Genomic DNA, 26,765 nt, shown 5'->3' on the forward strand with positions numbered 1-26,765 from the left:
CGACATGCTGGCTTACGGCGTTACACCTGCCCGTAGCGCCCAGCCTCCTCACCCAGCCAGCGCCGGATCAGCGGCTGGCTGGCCTCGGGGTGGCTGGCCATCAGCGCCTCGGCCAGCGGCGCGACTCGGTCGAGGAGGTCGGCGTCGCGCTCCAGGTCGGCGATCTTCATCTGGGCCAGCCCCGTCTGGCGGGTGCCCAGCACCTCGCCGGGACCGCGCAGCTCCAGATCCTTCTCGGCGATGCGAAAGCCGTCGCTGGTCTCGCGCATTACCGCCAGACGCTCCTTGGAGTGGGCCGACAGCGGCGGATGGTAGAGCAGCACGCAGAAGCTCTGGGTGGCACCGCGGCCGACTCGGCCACGCAGCTGGTGCAGCTGTGAGAGGCCCAGGCGCTCGGGGTTCTCGATGATCATCAGGCTGGCGTTGGGTACATCGACCCCCACCTCGATTACCGTAGTGGCGACCAGTAGATCCAGCTCCCCGGCCTTGAAGGCTTCCATCACCGTAGCCTTCTCGGGGGCCTTCATGCGGCCGTGTACCAGGCCGATGGCGAGTTCCGGCAGCGCCTCCACCAGCTCGTCCCGGGTCGCCTCGGCGGCCTGGCACTCCAGTACCTCCGACTCCTCGATCAGGGTGCAGACCCAGTAGGCCTGACGCCCTTCGGCGCAGGCATGACGAATGCGCTCGACGACCTCGGGACGTCGCTCATCGGGCATCGCCACGGTTCTGACCGGAGTACGGCCCGGGGGCAGCTCGTCGATCACCGAGGCATCCAGGTCGGCATAGGCACTCATCGCCAGGGTGCGCGGGATCGGCGTGGCGGTCATGACCAGCTGATGTGGGGTAAGGCCACCAGCCTCGCCCTTCTCACGCAGCGCCAGGCGCTGATGGACGCCGAAGCGGTGCTGCTCGTCGACGATCGCCAGGCCCAGGCGCTGAAAGTGCACATCGCCCTGGAACAGCGCATGGGTGCCCACCACCATCTGGGCGCGGCCGTCCTGGATCGCCGCCTTGGTGTCGAGGCGTGCCTTGCCCTTGAGCTTGCCGGCCAGCCAGGCGACGTCGATGCCCAGTGGGGTAAACCAGGCCCGAAAGGCGCGATAGTGCTGCTCTGCCAGGATCTCGGTGGGTGCCATCATCGCCGCCTGACACCCTCCGGCGATGGCGGCCAGGGCCGCCATGGCGGCCACCACGGTCTTGCCGGAACCCACATCGCCCTGCACCAGCCGCAGCATGGGCACGTCCCGGGCCAGGTCGGCACCGATCTCGTCGAGCACGCGGCGCTGGGCAGCGGTCAGAGAAAAGGGCAGCTGAGTCAGGAAGCGGGCCTGCAGCCCACGGCCCGAGGGCAGGGGGGGGGCACCATCCTCCTGGATGCGCAGGCGCACCGTCTGCAGGCTGAGGCGGTGAGCGAGCAGCTCCTCCAGTGCCAACCGACGAGTTGCCGGGTGGTGGCCGCCGGCCAGCTGTTCGGGGTCGATCTCCGGCGGTGGCTGGTGCAGCACATGCAGACAGCGATGCAGCTCGGGCAGCCGGAAGCGTTGGCGCAGATCCGCGGTGATCCAGTCGGGCAGCGCCTCGGGTGCGTCATCGAGCCGCTCCAGGGCCTGCTCGATCAAGGCGCGCAGGCGGGTCTGGTGCAACCCCTCGGTAGTGGGGTAGATCGGGGTGAGGTGGTCTTCCACCGGCGGCGCATCGGCCTTGAGCAGGCGATACTCGGGGTGGTAGAGCTCGAGTCCGGTGGCACCGGCACGCGCCTCACCGAAGCCGCGCACCCGGCTACCGGGCTGGAACTGCTGCTGCTGCGCCGGCGAGAAGTGGAAGAAGCGCAGGCTGAGCAGGCCGCTACCGTCGCGCAGGCGCACCAGCAGGCTGCGGCGCCGGCCCCGCACGACCTCGGCGGCAATCACCTCGCCCTCGACCACCGCTTCATGGCCGGCGCGCAGGGTGCCGATGGGGGTTATGTGGGTGCGGTCCTGATAGCGCAGCGGCAGGTGGAAGAGCAGGTCGGCCACGCTGTCGATGCGCAGTCGGGACAGCTTCAGAGCCAGCGCCTCGCCGACTCCCTTGAGCGAAGTGACGGGTGCGTCGAGGGGCGAGTTTTCGGCGCTCATGTCTTGGCGGTGTCGGCCTGGCGGCAGCGAGCGACGGCCTCGGTGATGGCGTCGATCGCCCTGGGCCTGGGGAAGCTGGCGCGCCAGGCGATGGCGACGGTTCGCCCCGGGGCAGGGGCCGCGAACGGTATGCTCTCGAGCAGGCCGCTCTCATAGTGGACGGTACCAATGGCCGAGTGGGGCAGCACCGTGATGCCGAGCTTGGAAGCGACCATATGGCGAATGGTTTCCAGCGACCCCCCCTCGGCGGTCAGCGTATTGCTGGGGCTTGCGAGCTTCTGGCTGATGGCCGGGCAGGCCTCGAGAATCTGGTCACGGAAGCAGTGGCCCTCGCCGAGCAGCAGCAGGCGCTCATTGAGCAGCTCCTCCTTGTGCACGCTGTCCCGGCGGGCCCAGGCGTGGTCCGCCGGGACCAGCACCTCGAACTCCTCTTCATAGAGTGCCTTGGTCAGTACATCGGTCTCGGTAAAGGGCAGTGCCACGATGATGGCATCCAGCTCCCCGCTGCGCAGCTTGCGGCGCAGGCTACCGGTGAAGCCCTCCTCGATATACAGCGGCATCTGGGGGGCGCTGCGGGCAAGCTCCGGTACCAGATGAGGAAGGAGGTAGGGGCCGATGGTGTAGATGGCGCCGATGCGCAACGGGCTTGCCAGCTGGTCGCGGCCTGCGGTGGCGAGCTCCTTGATCACGCTGGTCTGTTCCAGCACCCGCTGGGCCTGTTCGACGATCCTCTCGCCGAGCGGTGTGACCTGCACCGTGGACTTGGAGCGCTCGAAGAGCGGGATGCCGAGCTCCTCTTCGAGCTTCTTCACCGCCACCGACAGGGTCGGTTGGGAGACGAAACAGCGCTCGGCGGCACGACCAAAGTGGCGCTCCTGGGCCAGTGTCACGATATAGCGGAGTTCTGTTAGAGTCATGAGGGTTGCCTAGCGGGCATCCTTGTGGATTTCCAATAGGACCTTTCTATCAGGGGGCGAGGCAAAGGTGAAGACAACGACATTGATTCTGGGCTGCGGGGACATCGGCACGGCACTGGGCCAGCGCCTGCAGGCGCAAGGTCTGCACGCGATTGGCGTACGCCGCCGAGTCGAATCGCTGAAGGAGGCGGGCCTGGAGGCGGCGTCCGCCGACCTCGCCGATCCCGCCAGCCTGGCTGGCCTGCCGGACGCGGATATCCTGGTCTATGTAGCCAGCGCCGACCGCTTCGAGGAGGCCGCCTATCGTGCCGCTTACCCCGAGGGGCTACGGGCCACCCTGGCGGAGTTCGGTGCACGCGAGAAGGTGCCGCGGCATGTTTTCTTTATCTCTTCCACCAGCGTCTACGCCCAGCGCGATGGCGAGAGCGTGGATGAGACCAGCCCCACTGAGCCCACCGGTTTCTCCGGCCAGCTGATGTGCGAGGCCGAGCGGGCACTCCTCGCGCACGACCTGCCCGGCACGGTGGTGCGTTTCTCGGGGATCTATGGGCCTGGCCGCGACCGTCTGATTCGCCAGGTCAGCGAGGGGCGCATCGCCCCGGCGAGCCCCGCCATGTATACCAATCGTATTCATCGCGATGACTGTGCCGGTGTGCTGGCACACCTGGTCGGTCGGGTACTCGCCGGCGAAGCTGTCGATGAACTTTATCTGGCGACCGACAGTGAGCCGGCTCCCCTCCACGATGTCATGGCCTGGCTGGCGAAACAGCTCAAGGTGGAGGCTACCGAGACCATCCAGTCGCCGCTGCGTCGCCGTGCCAGCAAGCGCTGCAGCAACACCCGGCTACTGGAGAGTGGCTATACGTTTCAGTATCCCAGCTTCCGCGAGGGCTATGCTCAGGTGCTCAGGGAGGGAGGTTTCCTGCCCGAGAAGGCCTGAGGGCGGGCCCTTCCGGCTCTCTCAGGCCGAGTGGGCCAGGGCCTCGTAGCGCGCCCCATCCTGCTCGGTGTAGGAGCGCAGCAGCGTCAGGCGTTGCCACCGCCAGTCGAGCGCGACCGGCGTCTGCGCCCCGAGGGATTCGATGGCCGTCCACGCGGCTCGTCGCAGCAGGGTAACGTGGGGGACGAAGCGCGCCGGGCGTACGCCCAGTCCCAGGGCTTGCAGACCGTCCCAGAGGCCCGCCTGCAGCGCGCCGAGCGCCGGATCGGGCGTTCTTCCCCCGACCCATACGATGCCAGGCCGCCGGAAGCTGCCCCAGCGATCCAGTTGCCAGACGCCCCCTATCGGGGTCTGGCCACTCACCCACTCGACAAGCGCCGGAAGGCGGGCCTCGTCGACCTCGCCGAGAAACGCCAGCGTCAGGTGCAGGCTCGCGTCCGGCACCCGCCGACCGCCACAGTGTGTCTGGGCCAGATCAGCCAGCGTAGCGAGCCGCTCGCGCAGATCGTCGGGCGGCTCCAGGGCAAGGAACAGTCTCAAGTCGATTGTCCAGCACTTTAGAAAAGGATGGAGTCGCGTTACGAGCGATGAGAGGCTGGTCGCCGCCGGAGCGCAGCTCCCGGAGTGTAGTCTGCTACATGAGGAGAGCGAGCACCGCCGGCGGCCAGGATCTCGAGCGCAGTAGCGAATCCGCCTTTTCTGTTAGTCGCCGATGACCATTACCCCTTCCGCCTCGAACTGCGCGCCCTTGGGCAGCGCCTTGACGCCGATGGCGGCGCGCGCCGGATAGGGCTTCTCGAAGAACTCCTCCATCATGGCGTTGACGACCGCAAACTGCCCCAGGTCGACCAGGTAGAGGTTGAGCTTGACGATATCCTGGAGGGAGCCGGCGGCCTCCTCGCAGACGGCGCGCAGGTTGGTGAAGACCTGGCGGGCCTGAGCCTCGAAGTCGTCGGAGACCAGCTCCATGGTCGCCGGATCGAGGGGGATCTGACCGGAGAGGTAGACGGTGTTGCCGGCCTTGATGGCCTGGGAGTAGGGGCCGATAGCGGCGGGAGCTTTCTCGGTGTTGATCACGGCCTTGTTGCTCATGCTGTACTCCTTCATGGATGGATTGTTGTCGATCAAAAATGGCCCGCTCGCCCCTGGGGACGCAACCGGGCCGTTTGGGAAGGGTTCAGTTGCCGAGACGGCTGATGCGCTCGACGTGTGAAAGGTTACGTAGTCGCTTGATGATGCGCGCCAGATGGATACGGTCACGCACCGCCAGGGTCAGGTTGAGCGTGGCCAGGCGGGCGTCGCGCTCCTCGATGCCAATGCGTTCAACATTGGCATCCGCATCGGTGACGATCCCGGCGAGTTCGGCGACCAGCCCGCGATGGTTCTGCACCTCGAGACGCAGTGCCACCGGAAAATCCTCATCGATGGTCTCGTCCCACTCCAGGGGAAAGAGCTTCTCTGGGTCGGTCTTGAGCTCGGCCAGGTTTCGACACTCGACGCGGTGCACCACGATGCCCTTGCCGACTGAAATGTGACCCATCACCGGATCGCCGGGCAGCGGATGGCAGCAGCGAGCGAACTTGATGATCATGCCCTCGGCGCCGCTGATCAAGATAGGCCCATGCTGGCGTGTGCGCTGAGCACTATCGTGAAGGGTTGACGCGCCATGTTGAAGGTCCATCAGGCGTCGCGCGATGACATGGGCCACTCGCGAGCCAAGACCGATCGACTCCAGCAAAGCGTCCTCATTCTTCAGCCCCAGCTCTCCCCGCAGACCAGGCAGCAGGCCTTCGGGCAGTTCTTCCAGGCTGGTTTCGAACTCGCCGAGGGCCTTGTTGAGCAGGCGGCGGCCAAGCTGTACCGCCTCGGTGTGCTGCTGGTGCTTCAGGGCGTGACGAATTGCCGAACGAGCCTTGGCGGTAATCACGAAGTTGAGCCAGCTGAGGTTGGGGCGCGCCCCGGGGGCCGTGATGATCTCCAGGGTCTGGCCGCTCTCCAGGCGGGTCGAGAGCGGGGCCAGGTGACGATCGATGCGACAGGCAATCGTGCTGTTGCCGATATCGGTGTGCACGCTGTAGGCAAAGTCGATCACCGTGGCGCCCTGTGGGAGCTCCATGATATCGCCCTTGGGCGTGAACACGTAGATATCGTCGGGGAACAGGTCGTTCTTGACGTGCTCGATAAACTCCAGCGAATCTCCGGCGTGGCGCTGCATCTCGAGCAGCCCCTTGATCCAGGACCGTGCCCGAGCATGACTGCCTTCGGCGATGGGATGGTCGGTTTGACCCGCCTTGTAGAGCCAGTGGGCGGCGACACCGTTGTTGGCCATGGCCTCCATCTCGCGGGTGCGAATCTGCACCTCGATGGGCATCCCGCCGGCGCCGAACAGGGTGGTATGCAGGCTCTGGTAGCCGTTGGCCTTGGGGATGGCGATATAGTCCTTGAAGCGCCCGGGCACCGGCTTGTAGAGGTTGTGCACCAAGCCGAGGATGCGATAACAGCTGTCGACATCCTCGGTGAGGATGCGGAAGCCGAAGACGTCCATGATCTCGTTGAACGACTTGCGCTGATCGCGCATCTTGCGATAGATCGACAGCAGGTGCTTCTGACGTCCGACCACCGTGCTGGGCAGCCCCCCATCGTCGAGGCTCTGCTGAAGGGTACTCTGTATCTGGCGAATCGCCGAACGGCGGTGTCCCCGGGCGCTGGAGACGGCGCGCTTGATGCGCTCGGCGCGCATCGGGTGCAGGGCGTGAAAGGAGAGATCCTCGAGTTCCACGCGGATGGTGTTGATGCCCAGTCGGTTGGCGATACGAGCGTAGATCTCCAGGGTCTCGCGGGCGATGCGCCGTTTCTTCTCGGGACGCAGGGCACCGAGGGTTCGCATGTTGTGCAGGCGGTCGGCGAGCTTGACGATGATCACCCGGATATCCCGGGACATCGCCAGCACCATCTTCTGGAAGTTCTCCGCCTGGGCCACCGCCTTGTCTTCGAAGGCGATCTGGGTCAGCTTGGAGACGCCATCCACCAGCTCGGCAACCGGGGCACCGAACTGCTGGGCCAGGGCCTCCTTGTCGACGCCGGTATCCTCGATCACATCATGCAGCATGGCCGCCATCAGGCTCTGATGATCCATATGCATGTTGGCGAGGATGTTGGCGACCGCCAGCGGGTGGGTAACGTAGGCTTCGCCGGAGCGTCGACGCTGGCCATCGTGGGCCTGCTCGGCATAGTAGAAGGCGCGCTTGACCTGTTGGATCTCGCTCTGGGGAAGATAGCCGCCGAGACGATCGGCCAGGTCATCGATGGTGAACATGCGTCGCGCCTGACTCCTGGGTGAGTGTCCGAAAGGGGAGGACGGCGCCTTGGCACCGTCGGGGGATCACTCCTCGGTGAAGCTACCGTACTGTGGCTGGGGCGGACGCACCAGGGCCTCGATGGGCTCGTCGAGCACGCTGGAGTCGACCAGGCCGGCGGCGATCTCGCGCAGGGCCATGACGGTAGGCTTGTCGTTGTCCCACGGCAGCTGGGCGTCGCGGGAGCCGCGGGCCAGCTGGCGGGCGCGGTGGGTGGAGATCATCACCAGCTTAAAGCGGTTTTCGACGTTTTCCAGACAATCTTCGACTGTGACTCGCGCCATGGGTGCCTTCCTGAAGAGCTGACGGGACCCCCGACATCAAACACGCGGTGGGCGCGTGGACGGGTGTCCGCTATGGGTAGACCCAATAGGTTACTCGACGCCCGGCAGCGCTGACAAGCGCCACAGACGCGGCCCCAGGGCTATTGCAGATGGCTGCAGCGCTCAAGACTGTTCCGGCGACAGGCCTTCGAGGGGGCGCTACGAGTACTTCCTTGTAAGCTACCTCGGCCATCCTTGGTCCTCGGACCCCCTCTCCGACCTGTCCCCGGCGTCTTTCACTATCAACCTGATAACTGCGATAGCCACGCACGCGGCCTTCAGGCAAGAAGCGCCTGCAGCAGGGGGGCATGGGTGGCGCCGGCGCGCTGGCGGGTCAGGCGATGAGACACCACCAGGGCGCGCAGTTCGGCCAGGGCGGTGGTGAAGTCGTCATTGATCACCAGGTAGTCATACTCGTCGTGGTGGGACATCTCGCTCACCGCGTCACGCATGCGCCGTTCGATCACCGCGTGTTCATCGGTGCCCCGTCCGGAGAGTCGACGCTCCAGCTCTTCCCGTGAGGGAGGCAGGATAAATACCGATACCGCCTCGGGGAGCTGCTGGCGGACCTGGCGGGCACCTTGCCAGTCGATCTCCAGGATCACGTCCTGGCCTGCGGCCAATGCCGCCTGTACCGCGGGCCGCGAGGTGCCGTAGTAGTTGTCGAACACCCGAGCGTATTCGAAGAACTCGCCACGCTCGATCATCGCCTCGAACTCGGTCACCTCGACGAAGTGGTAGTTGACTCCATCCACCTCGCCTTCGCGCCGGGCCCGTGTGGTGTGTGAGATCGATACCTGGATACCGTCGAGACTTTCGACCAGTTCGCGCACCAGGCTGGTCTTGCCAGCGCCGGAAGGAGCGGAAACAACGAACAGCGTACCTTGCGACATGCGCATCTCCGGGTTGGATAGGTGGTCCGGGGACCGGGATGAGGCCGATAGTGGAAGGGGGCGAAGTATCGCATACCCATGTGAGGCCTGCATCCGGCTAGCCGGAGGGGGCGGGACGCCGCCGCTCCAGCTGGCGCCCCAGGACGAAGATCATCAGGCCGCCCAACGCCAGGCCGGCACCCACCAGCCCGGTGGCCGACCAGGCGGCGCCGGTCTTGACGGTGATGCCGCCCAGCCAGGCCCCGAGGGCGTTGGCGCCGTTGAAGGCGGCATGATTCATGGAGGCAGCCATGGTCTGCGCCTCACCGGCCACATCCATCAGCCGCGACTGCAGCGCCGGCCCCAGGGCGATGCCGGTCCCCACCAGGCCAACGAACAGCAGCCCCGTCACCAGATGGTTGGCGGCGACATAGAACCCCAGCTGTATCGTCAGGCTCCACAGCAGGATGCAAGGGATTGCGCCGACGGGGTGGCGGTCGGCAAGCCTGGCACCGACCAGGTTGCCGATGATGCCGCCAATACCGAAGATGGCCAGCACCCAGGGGCCCAGGGCTTCGGGCATGCCCGCCTGATCGCGCAGGGTCGGCACCACGTAGCTGAATACCGCGAACATCCCGCCGAAGCCGATGGCGGCGACGGCCAGGGTAGCGAGGACCCGCTGACTGACCAGGGCGCCGAGTTCGCGGCGTGGACTCGCGTTACGATCGCCGGGCTGGACCGGAACGAACAGCCAAATCATCAGCATGGTGGCCAGGGCCACACCGCCCACGGCGTGGAAGGCGAAGCGCCACCCCAGCCACTGGCCGGCCCAGGTGGCCAAGGGAGCGCCAATCACGATGGCAACGCTCAACCCCAACATCACCCGGCCGATGGCGCGAGCGCGTTGATCGACGGGTACCGCCGCCGCCGCAACCAGGGCGGCCACGCCAAAGAAGGCACCGTGGGGCAGTCCGGCGACAAAGCGCAGGGCGACGAAGGGCCAGAAGGTGGTGGTCAGGGCGCTGGCCACGTTGCCCAGGGCAAATACCAGCATCAGGAGGATCAGCAGCGTGCGACGAGGCACGCGTGCGGCCAGTGCCGAGATCAGCGGCGCGCCCACCACCACGCCCAGGGCATAGGCGGAGATGGCGTAGCCGACATCGGCGGTGGCCACCTCGAGGTTGGCGGCCACCCGCTCCATCAGGCCCATGATCACGAATTCGCTGGTACCGATGCCGAAGCCGCCGAGGGCCAGGGCGAGCTCGGCCAGGCGCGGATGGCGAGCCGCGGCGGGTGAAGATGCGGACATGATGTCTCCATGATGGGTAGGGCGCCCCCCACTGGGTGGCAGGGAGGGCAGGTCTTGCTATTCGATGTTCTGCACCTGCTCGCGGATCTGCTCGATCAGCACCTTGAGCTCCACGGCGCAGCGGGTGGTATTGGCCACCACCGACTTCGACGACAGGGTATTGGCCTCGCGGTTGAGCTCCTGCATCAGGAAGTCGAGGCGGCGGCCCACCGGGCCCTTCTGGTCGAGCTGGCGCTTCACCTCGGCGACATGGGTCGCCAGACGATCGAGCTCCTCGTCGACGTCGGCCTTCTGGGCCAGCAGGGTAAGCTCCGCCTCCAGGCGCTGGGGGTCGAGCTCGGCCATTACCGTCTCCAGGCGCTCGAGCAGCTGGGAACGCTGGCGCTCGAGGATCCGAGGCATCAGTCCACGCACCTCGGCTACCTGAGACTCGATGCCGGTGAGCCGTTCGCGGATCAGCTCGGCGAGTTTCTCCCCCTCCCGGGCGCGGCCGGCGAGCAGGTCGTCCAGGGCGCGCTCGAACAGTGCCAGGGCGGCGCTCTTGACCGTTTCCGGATCGGGGCCGCGGTTCTCCAGCACCCCGGGGTAGTCGAGCAGGGCCAGGGCGTCGGGCGGAGTGGCCTCCGTCACCACCTGGCGCACCTCGCCCAGGGCGCGGCCGAGCTCGGCGAGCCGTGTCGGGTTGATGGCGAGCCCGGCGCCGTCACCGGCGGCCTCGAAGCGCAGGCTGACCTCGACCTTGCCCCGCGCCAGGCGGGCACGCAGCGCATCGCGGAAGGCGGGCTCCAGGTCGCGAAGGCTCTCCGGCAGGCGGAAGTGGGGTTCGAGATAGCGCTGGTTCACCGAACGCAGTTCGAGCTGCAGGCTGCCCCAGGCGGCGGTGTGCTCCTGACGGGCGAAGGCGGTCATGCTGTGCACCATGGTGGGCTCCCGGGGTGACTGGTGTGAGATGAAGGGTGAGAAGAGCGGGTCATGCCTCGTGAACAGGCCGCAGTGTACCCGATTCGCCGGCAGCGTCGGGCCAAGCGTGTAGAATGTCGCCAGCCGAAACAATCCAACGTCTCCTCAACCCCTATCGATCACGAGGTATCATGGCCAACGACTTTCGACGCCCCAGCGGGCGCGCGCCCGAGCAGCCCCGCGAGATCCGCCTGACCCGCGACTACACCCGTCATGCCGAGGGCTCGGTGCTGGTGGAGTTCGGCGATACCAAGGTGCTGTGCAACGCCAGCGTCGAGCCCGGCGTGCCGCGCTGGCTGCGCGGCAAGGGCCAGGGCTGGGTCACCGCCGAGTACGGCATGCTGCCCCGGGCCACCCATACCCGCGGTGGACGCGAGGCGACCCGCGGCAAGCAGGGCGGCCGCACCCTGGAGATCCAGCGGCTGATCGGTCGTTCGCTGCGTGCCGCGGTCAATCTCAAGAAGCTGGGCGAATTCACCATCACCGTGGACTGCGACGTGATCCAGGCCGATGGCGGCACGCGTACCGCTTCCATCACCGGCGGCTGCGTGGCGCTGGTGGATGCGATTCGTTACCTGCAACGCAACAAGCTGATCAAGGGAGACCCCTTCAAGCAACTGGTCAGCTCGGTGTCGGTGGGCATCTTCAAGGGCGTGCCGGTGGTGGACCTGGACTACCCCGAGGATAGCGGTGCCGATACCGACATGAATGTGGTGATGACCGAAGGGGGCAGCCTGATCGAGGTACAGGGCACCGCCGAGAAGGATAGCTTCAGTCGCGCCGAGCTCAATGCCATGCTCGAGCTGGCCGAGAATGCCGGCGTGCAGCTGTTCGACCACCAGCGTGAGTCGCTGGGCATTCCGCGCTGATCCTGCAGGCCTCCTGCTAATGCAGAGTGCCGGCCATCACTGGCCGGCACTCTGCGTTCCGACAGACCGGAACGGCGACGGAGGGAGGCGCCTAGAGCGGCAGGTCGTACTCGACGATCAGCGGCGCGTACTCCGAGAAGGTGGCGTCGTAGTCGATCCAGGCATCCACCACATGGCGGCGGAAGTTGGGTCCCACCACCTGATAGTCGATGCGCCAGCCCTCCTGGCGAGAGCGCGGCACCTCCTGGTCGGGCTTGGGCCACCAGGTGTACTCACCGGCGTCACGGTTGATCTCACGGAAGGTGTCGATAAAGCCGGTGGGGCCGAACACCTGATCCATCCAGGCACGCTCCTCGGGGGTAAAGCCGGGCGTGCTCTGGTTATCGGCCCAGTTCTCCAGGTCGATGGTCTTGTGGGCGATGTGCCAGGTGCCACAGATGATGTACTCGCGGCGCTTGCGAGCCATCTTGCTGAGGTACTCCTGATACTGTGCCATGAAGGTCTGCTTGGCGGCCGGGTCGCTGCCGTCGGGCATCAAAAAACTGGCGATGCTGAAACGGTCATAGTCGGCCTGCAGGAAGCGTGCCTCATGGTCGCACTGGGGAAAGCCCAGTCCGTACATGATCGCCTTGGGAATCTTGCGGCAGTAGAGCCCGACTCCGGAGAAGCCGTCCTGCTCGGCGTCGAGGAAGTAGCCCTCGTAGCCTTCCGGATAGAGGATACTGTCATCCAGCTCGAAGCTCTTGGCCTTGAGGTTCTGAACGCAGACGACATCGGCGTCCTGGTTGGCCAGCCAGTCGAGAAACCCGCGACCGACCGCTTCGCGGATGCCGTTGACGTTGATGGTTGCTATTTTCATACGTGGTCCCTTTTCCGTCGCGCGTGTATGATACCCGACGTTTCGACGTATGGGTAAATGGCCAAGGCCAATAAATGTGATAGGAGGCCCCGTGGCGGATCAGCAGCTGCAGCCCTACCAGCGTGAGTTCATCGAATTTGCCATCGAGCAGGGCGTGTTGCGCTTCGGCGAGTTCACCCTCAAGTCCGGCCGTGTCAGTCCCTACTTCTTCAACGCCGGCCTCTTCCGCAGCGGCGCCGCCCTGGCCCGCCTGGGTCGCTTCTACGCCCACGCGATCGCCGAGCGTGCCCCGCGGTTCGACGTGCTCTTCGGTCCCGCCTACAAGGGCATCCCCCTGGCCGCCGCCACCGCCGTGGCGCTGGCCGATCACCATGACCGCGACCTGCCTTACGCCTTCAATCGCAAGGAGGCCAAGGCCCACGGCGAGGGCGGCAGTATCGTTGGCGCCGAGCTCACGGGGCGTGTCCTGATCATCGACGATGTGATCACTGCCGGCACCGCCATCGGCGAGGTGATGGCGCTGATCGAGCAGGCCGGTGCCAACGCCGCTGGTGTGGTAATCGCCCTGGACCGTCAGGAGCGTGGCCAGGGCGAGAAGAGTGCCATTCAGGAGGTCGAAGCTCGCTACGGCATGCCGGTGATCAGTATCGTGACGCTGGACATGGTGCTGGCCTATCTTGAAGAACAGAGTGGCGAGACGCTGCGCGGCCACGCCGATGCCATCCGCGACTATCGTGCCCGCTATGGAGTGGCGGCAGATTAAGCTATACTGTACACAGTGTGTACAGATTTTGCGGTCCGTATAAGGTGAGGGTTCCCGATGACATCGAATTCTTGGCGACTGGTCGGCCTGGTGCTGCTGGGATACGTGGGCTGTGCTGGCGCCAGCGAGCTCGACCTGAACCTGGGCGCCGACGCTGTTCAGTTCGAGGCGGCCGGTGAGATTGTGGAAGGCATTCGGCTCGGTGGGGGCGTGCTTGACAGCGACTATCGCCAGGACGCCACCATCTATCACGCCCAGTTGATGGGGACCCAGCACACCTCGCAGCGTGAAGTGGGCATCGGTGCCCGCTGGACGCACTACGATGCCAGGTCCGGTGATGGTGGCGGCCTGGGGCTCGGTGGCTATGGTTACGTCTATCTGCCCAATCTGCCTGCGGTTTCGCTGGGCGGTTACGGCTTCTATACACCCGATGTCGTGACGACCAGCGAGCTGGACAAGGGCTATGAGGTCGGTCTACGTGCCCGCTACGCCTTTACTCCCAATGTGGATGGCTATCTTGGGCTGCGTCAGCTGGATGCCGACTTTGACGACGATCGTGGCAGCCGTACCCTGGACCGCGGCGCTCAGGTCGGCGTACGCCTGCGCTTCTGACGGTCTTTCTGCGGTGGAATGCAGGCGGGCCCCATCATGGGGCCCGCCTGCATTCCACCGCACCTCACAGCGGATACACCATGCTCGATGTCGTTCTGTTCCAGCCCGAGATTCCGCCCAATACCGGAAACCTGATCCGACTGTGCGCCAATACCGGCTTTCGCCTGCATCTGATCGAGCCACTGGGGTTCGAACTCGATGACAAGCGCCTGCGTCGCGCCGGTCTCGATTATCATGAGTGGGCAGCGGTAGGCGTGCACCCTGATTGGCAGGCCTACCTTGAGTCTGCCAAGCCGATGCGGGTCTTTGCGGTATCGACGCGTGGGCGGCGTGGCTACCATGAGTCCGACTACCGGGCCGGTGACGCCCTGGTGTTTGGTCCCGAGACCCGTGGCTTGCCTCAGGAGATGCTCGATGCCCTGCCCGAGGCGCAGCGGCTGCGCATCCCCATGCGGCCCGACAGCCGTAGTCTCAATCTCTCCAATGCCTGTGCGGTGCTGGTCTATGAAGCCTGGCGGCAATTGGGTTTCGGCGGTGCGGCAAGTATAGATACCACGAGGCTCGACCCTTGAGTGCCCCCAGAACCATCCAGCAGCGTCTCGCCGGCCTCAATCCCCGGCAACAGGAGGCGGTGCGCTATATCGACGGCCCCTGCCTGGTGCTGGCGGGTGCCGGTTCCGGCAAGACCAGCGTGATCACCACCAAGATCGCCTATCTGATCCAGGTGTGCGGCATGAGTGCCCGACGCATTGCCGCGGTAACCTTCACCAACAAGGCCGCCCGGGAGATGAAGGAGCGGGTGGGAGGAATGCTCAAGGGCAAGGAGGGGCACGGGTTGACCGTCTCCACCTTCCATACCCTGGGGCTCAATATCATCCGCCGCGAGCTCAAGGCGCTGGGCTATCGTCCCGGCTTCTCGCTGTTCGACCCAGAGGATGCCAAGGCGCTGCTGCGCGACCTGATGCACAAGGATGCCCAGGTCGACGCCGATCAGATCAATGCCGTGCAGCACCGCATCTCCGAGTGGAAGAACGACCTGATACTGCCGGGCCAGGCGCTCTCGCATGCCGCCGATGAGGATGAGCTGTTCGCTGCGCGGGTCTATGAGGCTTACAACCGACACCTCAAGGCCTATAACGCGGTGGACTTCGACGACCTGATCCTGCTGCCGGTGGTGTTGCTGCGCGACGACCCCGAGGCCTTGGCACGCTGGCGCAAGCGCATTCACTACATGCTGGTGGATGAGTATCAGGACACCAACGTCAGCCAGTACCAGCTGGTCAAGCTGCTGATGGCCGAGCGCGCCACCTTCACCGTGGTGGGCGATGATGATCAGTCAATCTACGCCTGGCGTGGGGCGCGCCCCGAGAACCTGGTGACCCTGGGCGAGGACTTTCCGCGCCTGGACGTGATCAAGCTCGAGCAGAACTATCGCTCCACCGGCACCATCCTGCGGGCGGCCAACACCCTGATCAGCAACAACCCCCATGTCTACGAGAAGACCCTGTGGTCGGACATGGGCGAGGGCGCGCCGATCCGGGTGGTGGTCAACCGCCACGAAGAGGCCGAGGCGGATCGCGTGGCCAGCGAGATCCTCACCCGGCGCCTCAAGGAGCGCGCCGAGTGGCGGGATTTCGCCGTGCTCTATCGCGGCAACTTCCAGGCCCGGCTGCTGGAACTCAAGCTGCAGCACTATCAGATTCCCTACAAGCTCTCCGGGGGCACCTCCTTCTTCTCGCGCAACGAGATCAAGGATGCCATGGCCTACCTGCGACTGCTGATCAACCCGGCCGATGACAACGCCTTCCTGCGCATCGTGAATGTGCCGCGCCGCGAGATCGGCCCCGGTACCCTGGAGAAGTTGGCCAACTATGCCAATGAGCGAGGCATCGCCCTGTTCGCCGCCTGCCATGAGCTGGGCCTGGCCGAGCAGCTGCCGGTCAGGGCGGTCGAGCGTCTGGGGCGGTTTACCCATTTCATCGACGGCGTGCGGCGACGCATGGATGGCGGCGATGCCATCGCCGCCATTCGCGACATGCTGCACGAGATGGATTACGAGGCCTGGCTCTATCAGAACGCCAGCGCCCCGACCATCGCTGAACGGCGCATGGCCAATGTCTGGATCCTGATCGACCAGCTGGAGAAGTCGATGGAGGCCGACCCGGAGGAGAGTACGGCCTCCGAGGAGACCGAAACCGACAGCGTGGAGGCAGCCATCTCGCGGCTGGTGCTGCGGGATATTCTCGAGCAGCAGGCCGAGGAGGATGATTCCGACCGTGTTCAGCTGCTGACCATGCACGCCTCCAAGGGCCTCGAGTTCCCGCATGTCTATCTGATGGGGCTGGAGGAGGAGCTGCTGCCCCACCGCAATGCCATCGAGGCGGGCACCGTGGAGGAGGAGCGGCGCCTGGCCTATGTGGGCATCACTCGGGCGCGGCGTACCCTGACCCTGACCTTGGCCCGACAGCGCAAGACCTACGGAGAGCTGATGGACTGCGCACCCAGTCGCTTCCTCGACGAGCTGCCCGAGGCGGATCTGGAGTGGGAGGGGCGTCCGGACCGCGAGGATCCGGAGAAGAAGCAGGCTCGGGGGCAGAGTGCTATTGCCGGGCTGCGCTCGCTACTCGACTAGCCATGAAGTGCGTAGCCGGAAAGTTCCTGCTGGCCGACACCATTCGGACGGGAGCATGCCACTCCAAAGTGGTGTCGGCACAGGGGCTTAGACAGGGACTTAGCGTGGCTGCTGATTGTAGTAGTTGGCGATGTCCGTGATGTCCTCATCAGACAGGGATGCCGCCATCGGAGTCATGACCGCCGACATGCCACCCTGGCGCTGACCGTCGCGATAGGCCTTCAGGGCATTTTCCAGATAGGCGACATTCTGGCCCGCGAGGTTTGGATACATCGGCGCGGTGCCGTGACCGTCCTGGCCGTGACAGGCCACACAGGTACCGATCTTGTCGGCGCCGGGCAGGTCGGTGGCGGCGACGTCGGTGGCTGTATTGTCGGCTGCGGCGTCATCGGTAGCGGTGTCATCGGCTGACGCTTCTTCGGCGGGTGCCTCCTGTGCAGCAGTCTCCTCTGTCGGCGCTTCGGTCGCCGCCTCGTCACCGCCGCCAAGCTGCGGTACATCCATTACCGGCTCGACCAGATGGGCCACGGCGGCCTGCATCTCGTCGTCGGAGAGGTTGGGGTTGCCGCCGCGGGCCGGCATGGCATTGAAGCCATTGATGGCGTGGTCGAGCAGAGTGGCGAAGCCCTTCTCTACACGGTCGCCCCACGCTGCCTCGTCACCGCGAACCGGCGCGCCCGCAGCACCCGTCTCGTGACAAGCCATGCAGACACTGTTGTAGATGCTGGCGCCATCGATATCGCCGCCGCTGGAGGCACTGTTACTGGCACCGCCGGCACTGGCACTGGCCGTACCGCAGTCTTCGCCCTGGACACAAAGCTCGCCCACCGGCTTCAGGCGCTCGGCGATGGCCTCTCGTTCAGCGTCGTCCTGCGCCAGGGCAGTGCCGGCGCTGGCGGTCAGGCCCAGGGTGAGCAGACACCCCATGATCAGCTTGCTGGATTTCACTCTCACCACCTCTTCACGGTCCTTTAGGAAGTTGTTCGTGGCAGCGCCCGGCGGGAACGGTATCGGCAACGCAGCCGAGGAGATGCCATCATGCAGTCATTGCCGACAGTATACCGGCAACCCTGGCGCCAGGAAAATGGCAGCGTCCTCCATGCCGGAGCGCGATGGAAGCGTTCGTGACGCCTTGCGCTGGACAGTGGCCTGCCTGGCGGTTAGGATGTCGACCGCTCGCCGCCATGTCGTCGAGCAAGGCGCCCGTAGCTCAGTTGGATAGAGTGTTGGCCTCCGAAGCCAAAGGTCGCAGGTTCGAATCCTGCCGGGCGCGCCACGAATTCAAGGGCTTACAGCGATGCTGTAGGCCCTTTTTGGTGTCTGTGACCATCCTGTGACCACACTGTGGCCACCTTTTACGAAATACAGAATATATTAGTTTTCTATTGTTGACTGTTGGCCCTTGCGGGTCACAGCTTTGGTCACAGAGCGAAGCTGCCTATAGGATGGCTGCGAGCTCTGGTGAGTTGGTGCAGAAGACCGCCACCTTGAGGCCCAAAATTCAGCGGTGAGATATCAACGCGATGGCCAGAGGTGGTTCGCCTTCCACCAGATCCACGGCGCCGACGATCAGTAACAGAAAATCGGCTAGAAATGCCAAGACGACCATTTTTATCCACTCCCCTCCTTCCCGTGCCGAGCCACAGTCATAGTTCCGGTATTACCAATGCATGGAAAGCAGGCACTCCTTGCCAGCACCTGATTGACACGACTTCTTTAGGCGTAAGGCATGATGTAAGCTATAATAATTGTGTCGAAACCTCTTAGGCTCGAGTTCATATTAAACCCTTCACCAAAATGAAGTCAGGAGCGCCAATGTCCCTACTCAATACCTATATTCAGAAAGAACAACAGCTCAAGCAGCTTCAGGAAGAGCTAGACAGACTGAAGAATGATGATCGCCTCAAGATCGAGCTGGACTTCAAGAACCACCTCGAGACCTTGATGCGGGAGTTTGACAAATCTGCTGCTGACGTCATCAAGTTGCTGGACCCCAAGCAGGTGGCTGGTTCGAGCGTTACCGGCAAGGGCTCGGGCCGCGCCAAGCGCAAGTTGAAGATCTACAAGAACCCGAATACTGGTGAGGTCGTTGAGACCCGCGGCGGTAACCAGAAGACGCTGAAGCACTGGAAAGATGAGCACGGTTCCGAGACTGTTGAAGGGTGGCTGGTAAGAACCGAAGAATAAATAATTCATACCTGCCCACCAAAGTATAGGTAGGCAGGTATGCTTTCGATCGAGGCCGCTCTCGGCGGGCTTTCAATAGTTGCTTTCAAACCCTTGCCTTTTCTGCATGGTTACATGCCACCAACAGGAAACTTAGGCTTTCGGTACATGACGCGCTAGCCGGAGTGGCAGGCCATAGTTGGCCAGGTGGAAGCGGAGAACCTTTAGGGTGACCTCATACCTCCACAGTGGAAGGCAGCTGCCCCGGCAACTCCATGATGGCCTCCCGAGGCATCGGCCTGGCGAAGTAGAACCCCTGCAGCAGGTCGCAGTTGCGGCGGATAAGGTCCTGCTGCTGCTCCCGCTCTTCGATGCCTTCGGCAACCACTGTCAGGTCCAGGTGGTGAGCCATTGTGATGATCCCCTGCACGATGGCGGCGTTGCTACGGTTGGTGCCGATATCCTGGATGAAGGCACGGTCGAGTTTCACCTTATGGATCGGCAAGTCACGCAGGTAGCTGAGGCTGGAGAAACCCGTACCGAAGTCGTCCAGCGCGACCCGGATCCCCATCGCCTTAAGCTCGTTGATCAGCGTGATGGCCTGCTCGGCGCCGTCGAGCAACACACTCTCGGTGACCTCCAGCTCCAGCAGCTCGGGTGGCAAGCCAGCATCGTCCAGGGCCTCCTGAACGTCGGCCAGGAACCCTTCACGGCGAAACTGCAACGAAGAGATGTTCACCGCGACCGGCACCACCAGCCCGTCTTCGGCGCGCATGGCCGCAGCATCCTGGCAGGCGCGGCGCAGGATCCAGCGTCCCAGGGGGATGATCTGACCGGTCTGCTCCGCCAGTGGGATGAACACCCCAGGCGAGATCATGCCGCGCTCGGGGTGGTGCCAGCGAATCAGCGCTTCCAACCCACGGATGCGCCCATTCACTGCCTCCACGATGGGTTGGTAGTAGAGTTCGAACTGGTCTTCCTGCAATGCCGTGTGCAGGTCGTGTCGTAGTACCACCGCCTCTTCGGTACCGCGATGCTGGTCGCCTTCATACCAGTGCCAGGTGTTGCGCCCCTGTTGCTTGGCATCGGTCACTGCCAGGTCGGCACGCTGCATCAGCTCGTAGGCATACGCCACGCTCTCACAGTTGCAGGCGATGCCGATGCTGGCACTGATATGCAGGGCACGGTCCTCGATCAAGAACGGGCGAGACAGGGCGCTCAGCACGTACTCGGCCATGTCGACCCCGGCCTGACGACCATCGAGGTTGCGAAACAGCAGGGCGAATTCATCGCCGGTCATACGAGCCAGGCTCGCGTCACCATTCATCACCTGGCGCAGCCGGTCGCTGACCGCCACCAACAACTGGTTGCCGATGTGGTAGCCCAGGCCGTCGTTGACGGCCTTGAAGCCGTCCAGGTCGAGGTGCATCACCACCAACAGCCCCTGATCCTTCTGAGCCTGCGCGAAGGCCGCCTGAAGATGCTCATCGAAGGCAGTGCGGTTGGGCAGGCCGGTGAGCAGGTCATGGGTCGCCTGGTGGGCGAGCTGTGCTTCTTGCTCACGCTGCCGGGTGATGTCCTGCTGGATACCGATGTAGTGGGTGCAGACCCCATCAGCATCAAACACCGGGCTCAGTGAGAGGTGGTTCCAGAAGGGCGTGCCGTCCTTGTGGTAATTACGCAGAGGGACCTCTGTAGACCGTCGCTCGCTGATCGCCCGGCGAATGGCGGCGAGGGCCTCGGGGTCAGTGTCGGGCCCCTGCAGGAAGCGACAGTTATGGCCCAGCACCTCCAGGGGCGTGTAGCCGGTGAGTCGGTAGAAAGCCTCGTTGGCATACACCAGCGGCATGTCGGGCTGGGTGGCATCGGCCATGACCACCCCATTGGGGGTGGCCTGGATACCGCGCTCCAGTAAAAGGCGATCCTCTTCCTCCTGCTTGCGGGCGGTGATGTCACGGCAGACGCCGTAGACTCCCACCACTTCGTCCTCCACCGAGACCGGGAAGTTGAGGATCTCCAGCCGATAGGAGTGGCCATCGCGGTGGGTGCCCATCGTTTCGTATTGGTGCGACCCGCCCTGGCGGGCGATATCGAATCCGGCCTGGGTCAGCTCGCGGTACTCAGGCTCGATGAACTCGTTGAAGTGCCGGCCAATCAGTGCTTCTTCGGGGTGCCCCGTGATACGCGTCAGTGCCGCGTTGCCCCGCTGGAAGCGCCCCTCCAGATCAAACTCGTAGACCCCATCGGGGTGGTTCACGAACAGGGAGCGGTGCCATTCCGCCAGGGCACGGTGGTTGCTGGCATCGCGGTCACGCAGGATCGCCAGGGCCACCAGTGCCGAGGCCTGTCGCATGCGGCGGCGACCCGCCTCGGTCGGGTGATTGGGGTCACGGAAGTAGATCCCGAAGGTGCCCAGCAGCTCGCCTTCGGCGGTCAGCACGGGGTTCGACCAGCAGGCCCTCAGCCCCTCACGTTCGGCGGCATCGCGAAACGGTGCCCAGCGCGGGTCAGTGCGAATATCCTCAGTGACCACCGGTTCACGGCAGAAGGCCGCGCTGCCGAAAGAGCCTGCATTGGGGCCGATGGGTACCGCCTGGAGACACGCTTCATAGTCCTTTGAGAAGCGCTGGTTAGGGATCAGGCTGAGCGTCTGACGCCTGGCATCGAAGCGCATGAAGGCGGGGACAGCATCCGGCAATAGCACCTCGATCCAGCGCGCGATGGCGTCGATGGTTTCCTCTAGAGGGACTTGCTGTGCAATCCGTTCGTGGACTTCCTGCTGCGCCTCCATCAGCGCCAGTTCATTAAGCACTTCAACCGCTCCATGCCGCATGCATCCTGGGGGTAAATGCCAGTGCTCATGACCTACCGCCCTCCAGGGGAGGATAGTGGCCGAACTTGTCCAAATGGACAATACTTCCGCGCTGTGCCGGCTCTGGGACATACCGGGATGACGCTACGCAGCGTTTACTGGATACTGCGCACCCGGTGAGCAGGCCCTTTACGTCCTACTCCTGACCTTTTGAACTCGTTGCCTGCACGGATTGCGGCTGACCTGACCCGAGGTTTTGCCCTTGAGCACCATCCCCCTCTGGACTCGCTTAGTGGTGGCCATTGTCGTCCCGCTGGGACTGGTCACCCTGACGCTGACTCCGATCCTCGCTTCTCACCTCGATGAGCAAGTGGACAGCACGAGTCACTCCGCCGAAGCACTGCTCGGCGCCGAATACGACATGCTGCTACAGGGTATGAACGAGAGCTTCAACCAGGTGTTGGCCACCGCGGAGTTTCCGCTGCTGAGGCAATTCCTGATCCGGCGAACCACCCCTCGCCCCCCGGAGTAGGGGCCCGCGGCACAGCAAGACTGGCAGCAGGTCGAGGCGCTGTTCTCCACCCTGCTGACCCACTTCGGGCGCTATACCCGGCTGGCCGTGATCGACGCACAGGGCCTGGAGTGGCTCGCCGCCACGACAGCGGACCTGCCACGCCCGCCGGTGGTTCATCACGCCGGGTCGCCTACGTTTCAGAACGCCATGACCCTGCAGGCACGCGACCTCGTGGTGTCGGCGCCGCGGTTGGGAGCGTCCGGTTCGGACGATGCGCCTGTGACGGCGGTCATCGATATCGCCACGCCGATCTTCGATGGGCGTGGTCAGCGCCTCGGCGTGCTGCTGTTCACCCTCGACTGGACGCGCATCACCGCATCGCTGCCTCACACCCGTGAGGAGAGCCTGGGCCAGGCCTTGCTGGTGGATGCCCAGGGGAAATGGCTATTGCCCGACGCGGAGGTACAAGAAGAGCGCTTCGGCCAGCCGCTGGATGCGCGTTGGGAATCTGCCTGGACCACCCTGACTACCCGCAATCAGGGCACCGTTACACTGGACGAGCACTTGCTCGCCTTCCGCAGCCATGACATTCGGACCCATCACTACCGCAGCCAGGCGGGCATGATCGTAAGCGAGGCGGAGGCCCAGCCCTGGAAGCTCGGCATCCTGATGCCTCGTCCCAGCCTGTGGGGACTGCTTCAGGAGAGTCCGGCACAGCTGCTGGCCATCGTCCTGGTTTACCTGTTGTCAGTGGCATTCGGAGTGTTCTGGGTGCTCAGCAATCACCGCCTACGCGGGCTCAGGCAACGGGCGCTGCTGTTCTCCCGTGAGGCCCGCCAATACGCCGGCGAGGTGCAGGACCTCTACCAGCATGCGCCCTGTGGCTACCACTCGCTGGACAGCGACGGCCGTGTGATCAGGATGAACCGCACCGAGTTGGAGTGGTTGGGCTATCGCGCCGACGAGGTGATCGACCAACGCCACTACCGCGACTTCGTCACCCCAGAAACCCGAGCGGCCTTCGATGCCGCCTTCCACCAGGTGCTGGGCGAGGGCCAGGAGGGCAGCGCGGAGTGCGAGCTGCTGTGCCGTGATGGCACTCGCCTGCCGGTGGCGATACAGGCCACCGCGCATGTGACCGAGGACGGCTTCCAGTATTCCCGGGCCACGGTGTTCGATCTCAGCGAGCGCAAGGCGCTGGAGACGCGACTGGAGAAGCAGGCGCTCACCGATCCGCTCACCGGCCTGGGCAACCGCCGCTACCTGGAAGGGCAGGCGGCCATGGAGATCGCCCGCGCCGCTCGCAGCGGGACGCCGCTGTCGCTGATCGCCATCGACCTAGACCACTTCAAGCGCATCAACGACACCTATGGCCACGATGTGGGCGATGTGGTGCTGCAGGCCTTCGCCAGGCTGGCCGGCCAGGTGCTGCGTGATGGTGATGTGCTGTGCCGCATGGGCGGTGAGGAGTTTGCCGTGCTGCTGCCCGATACCCACCGCGAGCAGGCCCTACAGGTCGCCCAGGACACCACGGAAGACGGTACTTTGGCCTACACCGCCTCACTGGGCGTGACACTGGTATGTGCCGGGGAGACCACCCTGAAACCGGCCATCAAGCGCGCCGACCATGGGCTCTACGCCGCAAAGGAGAGGGGGCGCAACCGCGTGCAGTGGGAAGAGGCCTGACCCCATACGAAAAACGCCCCTAGTGACGGGGCAGTCACTAGGGGCAAGCAGGATCATACTCAGTTCAGGGAAGCGCCTCTTGGCCGGAGGCGCAGTGCAAATGCCTACGCAAGGGCAAGCTTGCTGAACATTAGCACCTTTGTATCATGCCTTGATCTAAATCGTGACGCCACCCCCCCTTGCACTGATGCGTGCATCTGCGGGCTCTCTCAGCTACCCAACTCGTAGATTGCCTTGCTCTCGGCAGCAGCGACACAGTTGCGCCCGGTATGTTTAGCGGCGTACAAGGCCTGGTCTGCCTCTGCCATCAATTGTGCGAGAGCCTCGAACTCATCGCTAGCCTGGTGTGCAACACCAAGGCTGATTGTCATGTTGACTGACACTGGCCTTGAAACTCCCGCGACTTCAATGCAGAAAGGCGTATCAGCGACACAACGACGAAGGCGCTCGGCCAGTGACATGGCCTGTTCGTTTTGCATGCCGGTCGCAAGAACAGCGAATTCTTCGCCCCCCAGCCTCACTAAGCAATCCTCGGGCCGCAGTTCATGCTGAAGACGGTCTACTAACTGAGACAGCAAAGCATCTCCAACCAAGTGACCGTGGGTGTCATTGATCTGTTTGAAGTGATCAATATCGAACAAGATCAGATGTCGAGGAAATGTGGCGGGGTGCTCGCTCATTTGCCGGTCTAGGCCGCGTCGGTTGAGTGCACCGGTCAGCGCATCCCGCTCTGAAGCAGCCTGTGCTTGCTCTTCTTCTTGCTTACGTTTGCCGATATCGACCAGCACCCCGGCCAGTGCCACTGGCTCTCCCTGATCGTTGTGCTGTACCTCGGCGATGACCTCATACCAGGACCACGCATCGTCGACAAGACGAACGCGCACATCGAGACGAAACTGGACTGGAGTAGGAGCGTTACGCGACTCCCGGAGCCATGACCAGATCACTGCGCGGTCCGTTGGGTGTAAGCGATTCGCCAAACGCCGCAGCGGCATTCGGGGAGAGGTCTCGGGATAGCCCAATGCCACCTTTAGGCCCTGGGAGCACCATACGCGCCCATTGCGAAGGCTGACCTCCCAGACGCCGCAATCGGCGACCTTATGGAAAAGTTCGACCTGGCGCGATCGGTGGTTCAATTGATAGCGGTAAAGAGCCGCGGCAACCATCTGGGCTGCCGTCTCCAGCAGGTCGAGGCCTGGGCCCTCCCAGTTGACGGAACGGTCACAGTCATCAATCCCCAGTGTCCCCCACCAGCGGCCGTCCACGAAGATGGGAACACTGGCCATCGAGAGAGTCGCCTGGCTCTCTAGGTGTCGCTTGATGGGGCCCTCTGGGAGCATGGGGGTGCAGAAGCTATGGCGACATCCCCTCTGACGCTCTTCAACCAGTTGCTGATACTCGACCTCATCGAGTGACGAAGCAAAGAACCGAGAACGATAGTGGTTCAGCAACTGGTAGCGTTCCGACGAGGCCCACTCGAAAACATAATCTTGAATCACCCTATCGGGCTGTATCTCCACCAGTTGCAGAATCCAGACCCTGCTGGCTCCAGAGACGGGCCCCAGTTCGGTCAGCAGTCGATCGACGCCATCCGCCCAGTGCTCCATGGCCATCAGCGCCGTGCTGCCGCGCGCCAATGCCGCCAAGCAGTCGTCAGCAACAAGAGGCACCTTTGCTACCTCTGTAGGTAGCGAAGATCGGGGAGGGGGGCCAAGCATTGTCGGAACTCTGTTATGGGGCCTTGCTCCCAAGCATGGTTGAGCAATCGGTCAACTACAAGGTGCTGCTGGTCATAAAGCCACCTCCTTTGCTGCCAGGCGTCACCTGGGCAGTCCCTACCCGCCGCATGCATCGGTGTGGTCAACCTATTCCGGGGTGAGCTTCCATGGATTTAGACTTTCGTAGGGGTGAATAAAAACACAGTTCATGTGGTAACAGTAAAACCTATTCTCCGCCATTTGCGAGTCCTTTCCGCAATATCGGGCCGCCCAATTAATTGGGTGGCCCGATATCAGTGGGTGGTTTTGGCTTTATATTCGATATTTTAATTTATTGAGTCCATATGGTCTTCTATATGGTTAGATATTTGGCGCTCTTTGGGTTTCGAATTGAATTCTTGAGCCACGTAGGCTTTCCAGATTTTACCATCTCAGGGTGTGACGAGATATAGACACCCAAAGAAACTATATAATTTGATACTTCACGGAGGATCTCATGTTCCTCTGCTGCGAGTGGATCCGCTCCATGCTCAGTGGGCAGCATGATGTCGTTGTTTATGAATTCATATATTTCCGATGTCGTGAATGCTGACCTCAGCATGCAGGGGTGATTAATGGGGTCTTCATCCATCGGGCTGTTGATTGCTATAGTAAGCCTGTGACCTTCTTCCTCTACTGGCTCGTACCATTCATCAATATTGTAGTGGCGGAGCATTTTGTTCATTTGCCGGGAAATTTCTGATGATTTCATCCAGCCTACCAATATTCCATCAATCTTATGGCTGCCAAAAGTTTGGCCATTAGGAACGGAAACCGTAGTAACCTTGGCCGGCCACTGCCATGACGGAGGATTTGCTGACGTAAACTGATCTTTGCTTACCTTATCGGAGATGGCAGCAGACGGGATGATCACATGGCCGGCCTTTGCATGAAATTGCTCAAGCATGAAGATATCGGCATTGATAGAGGAAAGAATAGCCGGATCCTCAAGGACGTGCCTCATGACCTCGTAGTCCAACGGCGCATTTTTGGGCAGGCCCAGCTGTTTCTTTACAGCGTTGAGGTACCTCTTTGTGAAAGGGGAATAGTGGTGGTAGTTGGACGTGCTCATCGGTTTCTCCTGGTTGCGATGTGGCATACCCACGGTACAACAAACACCATGGCGAATAGGGAAGCTGGCTGGAATCTCCAATTCCCCAAAAACTAGCCAAATATGGTATAAGCCGTTTTTTCCGTGAGTCTGCCGTCAGGAGTGCCTTCACAAAAAAAGTCTGAAATATGTTCTGGTCAAGTCAGAGCGGACACATTTTCAAGCGACAGCTGCCAATTCAATCTCCCTCGGC

At 63.3% G+C, this 26,765-nt stretch carries 23 protein-coding genes, 1 tRNA gene and 1 pseudogene; 11 read left to right on the top strand and 14 right to left on the bottom strand.

Translation table 11 applies throughout. The annotated features are described in order from the left end of the window. Positions 1-20 precede the first annotated feature (20 nt). Together recG and E0702_RS13510 are read right to left on the bottom strand one after the other, a co-directional pair. A complete protein-coding gene (gene recG, locus E0702_RS13505) occupies positions 21-2,114 on the bottom strand; it encodes an ATP-dependent DNA helicase RecG (RefSeq protein ID WP_132044695.1) in 2,094 nt (697 codons plus the stop codon). After that, positions 2,111-3,031 carry a hydrogen peroxide-inducible genes activator gene (locus tag E0702_RS13510; protein ID WP_132044697.1) on the bottom strand — a complete coding sequence of 307 codons (921 nt, stop codon included), beginning with the start codon at positions 3,029-3,031 and terminating at the stop codon, positions 2,111-2,113. Before E0702_RS13510 ends, recG begins: the two co-directional genes overlap by 4 nt. Before the next feature lie 67 nt (positions 3,032-3,098). Between E0702_RS13510 and E0702_RS13515 the strand changes: the two genes are divergently transcribed. Beyond that, entirely contained in the window at positions 3,099-3,971 is an 873-nt protein-coding gene (locus E0702_RS13515) for an SDR family oxidoreductase (protein WP_132044699.1), read from the top strand. 21 nt (positions 3,972-3,992) lie between these two features. On the opposite strand, the gene thpR is transcribed toward E0702_RS13515, so the two are convergent. From thpR to E0702_RS13550, 7 genes are all read right to left on the bottom strand, one after another. Then, complete coding sequence (gene thpR, locus E0702_RS13520) at positions 3,993-4,511, bottom strand: RNA 2',3'-cyclic phosphodiesterase (protein WP_132044701.1); 519 nt, start codon at positions 4,509-4,511, stop codon at positions 3,993-3,995. 162 nt (positions 4,512-4,673) lie between these two features. Then, on the bottom strand, positions 4,674-5,063 hold the full coding sequence (locus tag E0702_RS13525; RefSeq protein WP_132044703.1) for a RidA family protein: 390 nt from the start codon (positions 5,061-5,063) through the stop codon (positions 4,674-4,676). Between the two features lie 85 nt (positions 5,064-5,148). Next, positions 5,149-7,287 (bottom strand): RelA/SpoT family protein, encoded by a 2,139-nt coding sequence (locus tag E0702_RS13530; RefSeq protein ID WP_132044705.1) that lies wholly within the window; start codon positions 7,285-7,287, stop codon positions 5,149-5,151. Positions 7,288-7,353: 66 nt separating this feature from the next. Next, complete coding sequence (rpoZ, locus tag E0702_RS13535; protein ID WP_132044707.1) at positions 7,354-7,611, bottom strand: DNA-directed RNA polymerase subunit omega; 258 nt, start codon at positions 7,609-7,611, stop codon at positions 7,354-7,356. A gap of 317 nt (positions 7,612-7,928) precedes the next feature. Next, positions 7,929-8,543 carry a guanylate kinase gene (gene gmk / locus E0702_RS13540; protein ID WP_132044709.1) on the bottom strand — a complete coding sequence of 205 codons (615 nt, stop codon included), beginning with the start codon at positions 8,541-8,543 and terminating at the stop codon, positions 7,929-7,931. 97 nt (positions 8,544-8,640) lie between these two features. Then, positions 8,641-9,831, bottom strand: a complete 1,191-nt coding sequence (locus E0702_RS13545; RefSeq protein ID WP_132044711.1) for an MFS transporter — start codon at positions 9,829-9,831, stop codon at positions 8,641-8,643. A gap of 57 nt (positions 9,832-9,888) precedes the next feature. Next, positions 9,889-10,752: a YicC/YloC family endoribonuclease gene (locus E0702_RS13550; RefSeq protein ID WP_132044713.1), complete on the bottom strand. Its 864-nt coding sequence runs from the start codon at positions 10,750-10,752 to the stop codon at positions 9,889-9,891. A gap of 170 nt (positions 10,753-10,922) precedes the next feature. Between E0702_RS13550 and rph the strand changes: the two genes are divergently transcribed. Next, a complete protein-coding gene (gene rph, locus E0702_RS13555; protein ID WP_132044715.1) occupies positions 10,923-11,660 on the top strand; it encodes a ribonuclease PH in 738 nt (245 codons plus the stop codon). A 91-nt stretch (positions 11,661-11,751) separates the two neighbouring features. Here rph and E0702_RS13560 read toward each other — a convergent pair whose 3' ends face one another. Beyond that, entirely contained in the window at positions 11,752-12,519 is a 768-nt protein-coding gene (locus tag E0702_RS13560; protein ID WP_132044717.1) for an exodeoxyribonuclease III, read from the bottom strand. 49 nt (positions 12,520-12,568) lie between these two features. Between E0702_RS13560 and pyrE the strand changes: the two genes are divergently transcribed. The 4 genes from pyrE (at position 12,569) to rep (ending at position 16,526) form a co-directional block, all read left to right on the top strand. Then, positions 12,569-13,282: an orotate phosphoribosyltransferase gene (gene pyrE, locus E0702_RS13565; protein ID WP_132044719.1), complete on the top strand. Its 714-nt coding sequence runs from the start codon at positions 12,569-12,571 to the stop codon at positions 13,280-13,282. Positions 13,283-13,339: 57 nt separating this feature from the next. Next, positions 13,340-13,894: a YfaZ family outer membrane protein gene (locus E0702_RS13570; RefSeq protein ID WP_132044721.1), complete on the top strand. Its 555-nt coding sequence runs from the start codon at positions 13,340-13,342 to the stop codon at positions 13,892-13,894. Between the two features lie 80 nt (positions 13,895-13,974). Then, positions 13,975-14,466, top strand: a complete 492-nt coding sequence (gene trmL / locus E0702_RS13575; protein ID WP_132044723.1) for a tRNA (uridine(34)/cytosine(34)/5-carboxymethylaminomethyluridine(34)-2'-O)-methyltransferase TrmL — start codon at positions 13,975-13,977, stop codon at positions 14,464-14,466. After that, positions 14,463-16,526: a DNA helicase Rep gene (gene rep / locus E0702_RS13580; RefSeq protein ID WP_132044725.1), complete on the top strand. Its 2,064-nt coding sequence runs from the start codon at positions 14,463-14,465 to the stop codon at positions 16,524-16,526. Before trmL ends, rep begins: the two co-directional genes overlap by 4 nt. A gap of 99 nt (positions 16,527-16,625) precedes the next feature. Here rep and E0702_RS13585 read toward each other — a convergent pair whose 3' ends face one another. After that, complete coding sequence (locus E0702_RS13585; protein WP_240721758.1) at positions 16,626-17,474, bottom strand: c-type cytochrome; 849 nt, start codon at positions 17,472-17,474, stop codon at positions 16,626-16,628. Between the two features lie 251 nt (positions 17,475-17,725). On the opposite strand from E0702_RS13585, the gene E0702_RS13590 reads away from it, so the two are divergent. Next, positions 17,726-17,802, top strand: a tRNA-Arg gene (locus tag E0702_RS13590). A gap of 539 nt (positions 17,803-18,341) precedes the next feature. Beyond that, positions 18,342-18,713 carry a histone-like nucleoid-structuring protein, MvaT/MvaU family gene (locus E0702_RS13595; protein ID WP_132044727.1) on the top strand — a complete coding sequence of 124 codons (372 nt, stop codon included), beginning with the start codon at positions 18,342-18,344 and terminating at the stop codon, positions 18,711-18,713. A 214-nt stretch (positions 18,714-18,927) separates the two neighbouring features. On the opposite strand, the gene E0702_RS13600 is transcribed toward E0702_RS13595, so the two are convergent. Continuing rightward, positions 18,928-21,504, bottom strand: coding sequence for an EAL domain-containing protein (locus tag E0702_RS13600; protein WP_240721759.1), 2,577 nt, complete (start codon positions 21,502-21,504; stop codon positions 18,928-18,930). Positions 21,505-21,766: 262 nt separating this feature from the next. Between E0702_RS13600 and E0702_RS19560 the strand changes: the two genes are divergently transcribed. From E0702_RS19560 to E0702_RS21745, 3 genes and pseudogenes are all read left to right on the top strand, one after another. Continuing rightward, the gene (locus tag E0702_RS19560) at positions 21,767-22,036 is read left to right on the top strand and encodes a hypothetical protein (protein ID WP_205741931.1); all 270 of its coding nucleotides are present in this window, start codon (positions 21,767-21,769) and stop codon (positions 22,034-22,036) included. Between the two features lie 24 nt (positions 22,037-22,060). Then, positions 22,061-22,606 (top strand): annotated as a pseudogene (locus E0702_RS21740) (cache domain-containing protein); the annotation flags it as partial. An 81-nt stretch (positions 22,607-22,687) separates the two neighbouring features. Further along, positions 22,688-23,704, top strand: coding sequence for a sensor domain-containing diguanylate cyclase (locus E0702_RS21745; RefSeq protein ID WP_439952337.1), 1,017 nt, complete (start codon positions 22,688-22,690; stop codon positions 23,702-23,704). 209 nt (positions 23,705-23,913) lie between these two features. On the opposite strand, the gene E0702_RS13610 is transcribed toward E0702_RS21745, so the two are convergent. Further along, positions 23,914-25,374, bottom strand: coding sequence for a sensor domain-containing diguanylate cyclase (locus E0702_RS13610; RefSeq protein WP_165927532.1), 1,461 nt, complete (start codon positions 25,372-25,374; stop codon positions 23,914-23,916). Between the two features lie 400 nt (positions 25,375-25,774). After that, positions 25,775-26,533, bottom strand: a complete 759-nt coding sequence (locus E0702_RS13615) for a hypothetical protein (protein WP_132044730.1) — start codon at positions 26,531-26,533, stop codon at positions 25,775-25,777. Positions 26,534-26,765: the final 232 nt, after the last annotated feature.

This window comes from Halomonas marinisediminis, assembly GCF_004347715.1.
Lineage (GTDB): Bacteria > Pseudomonadota > Gammaproteobacteria > Pseudomonadales > Halomonadaceae > Halomonas > Halomonas icarae.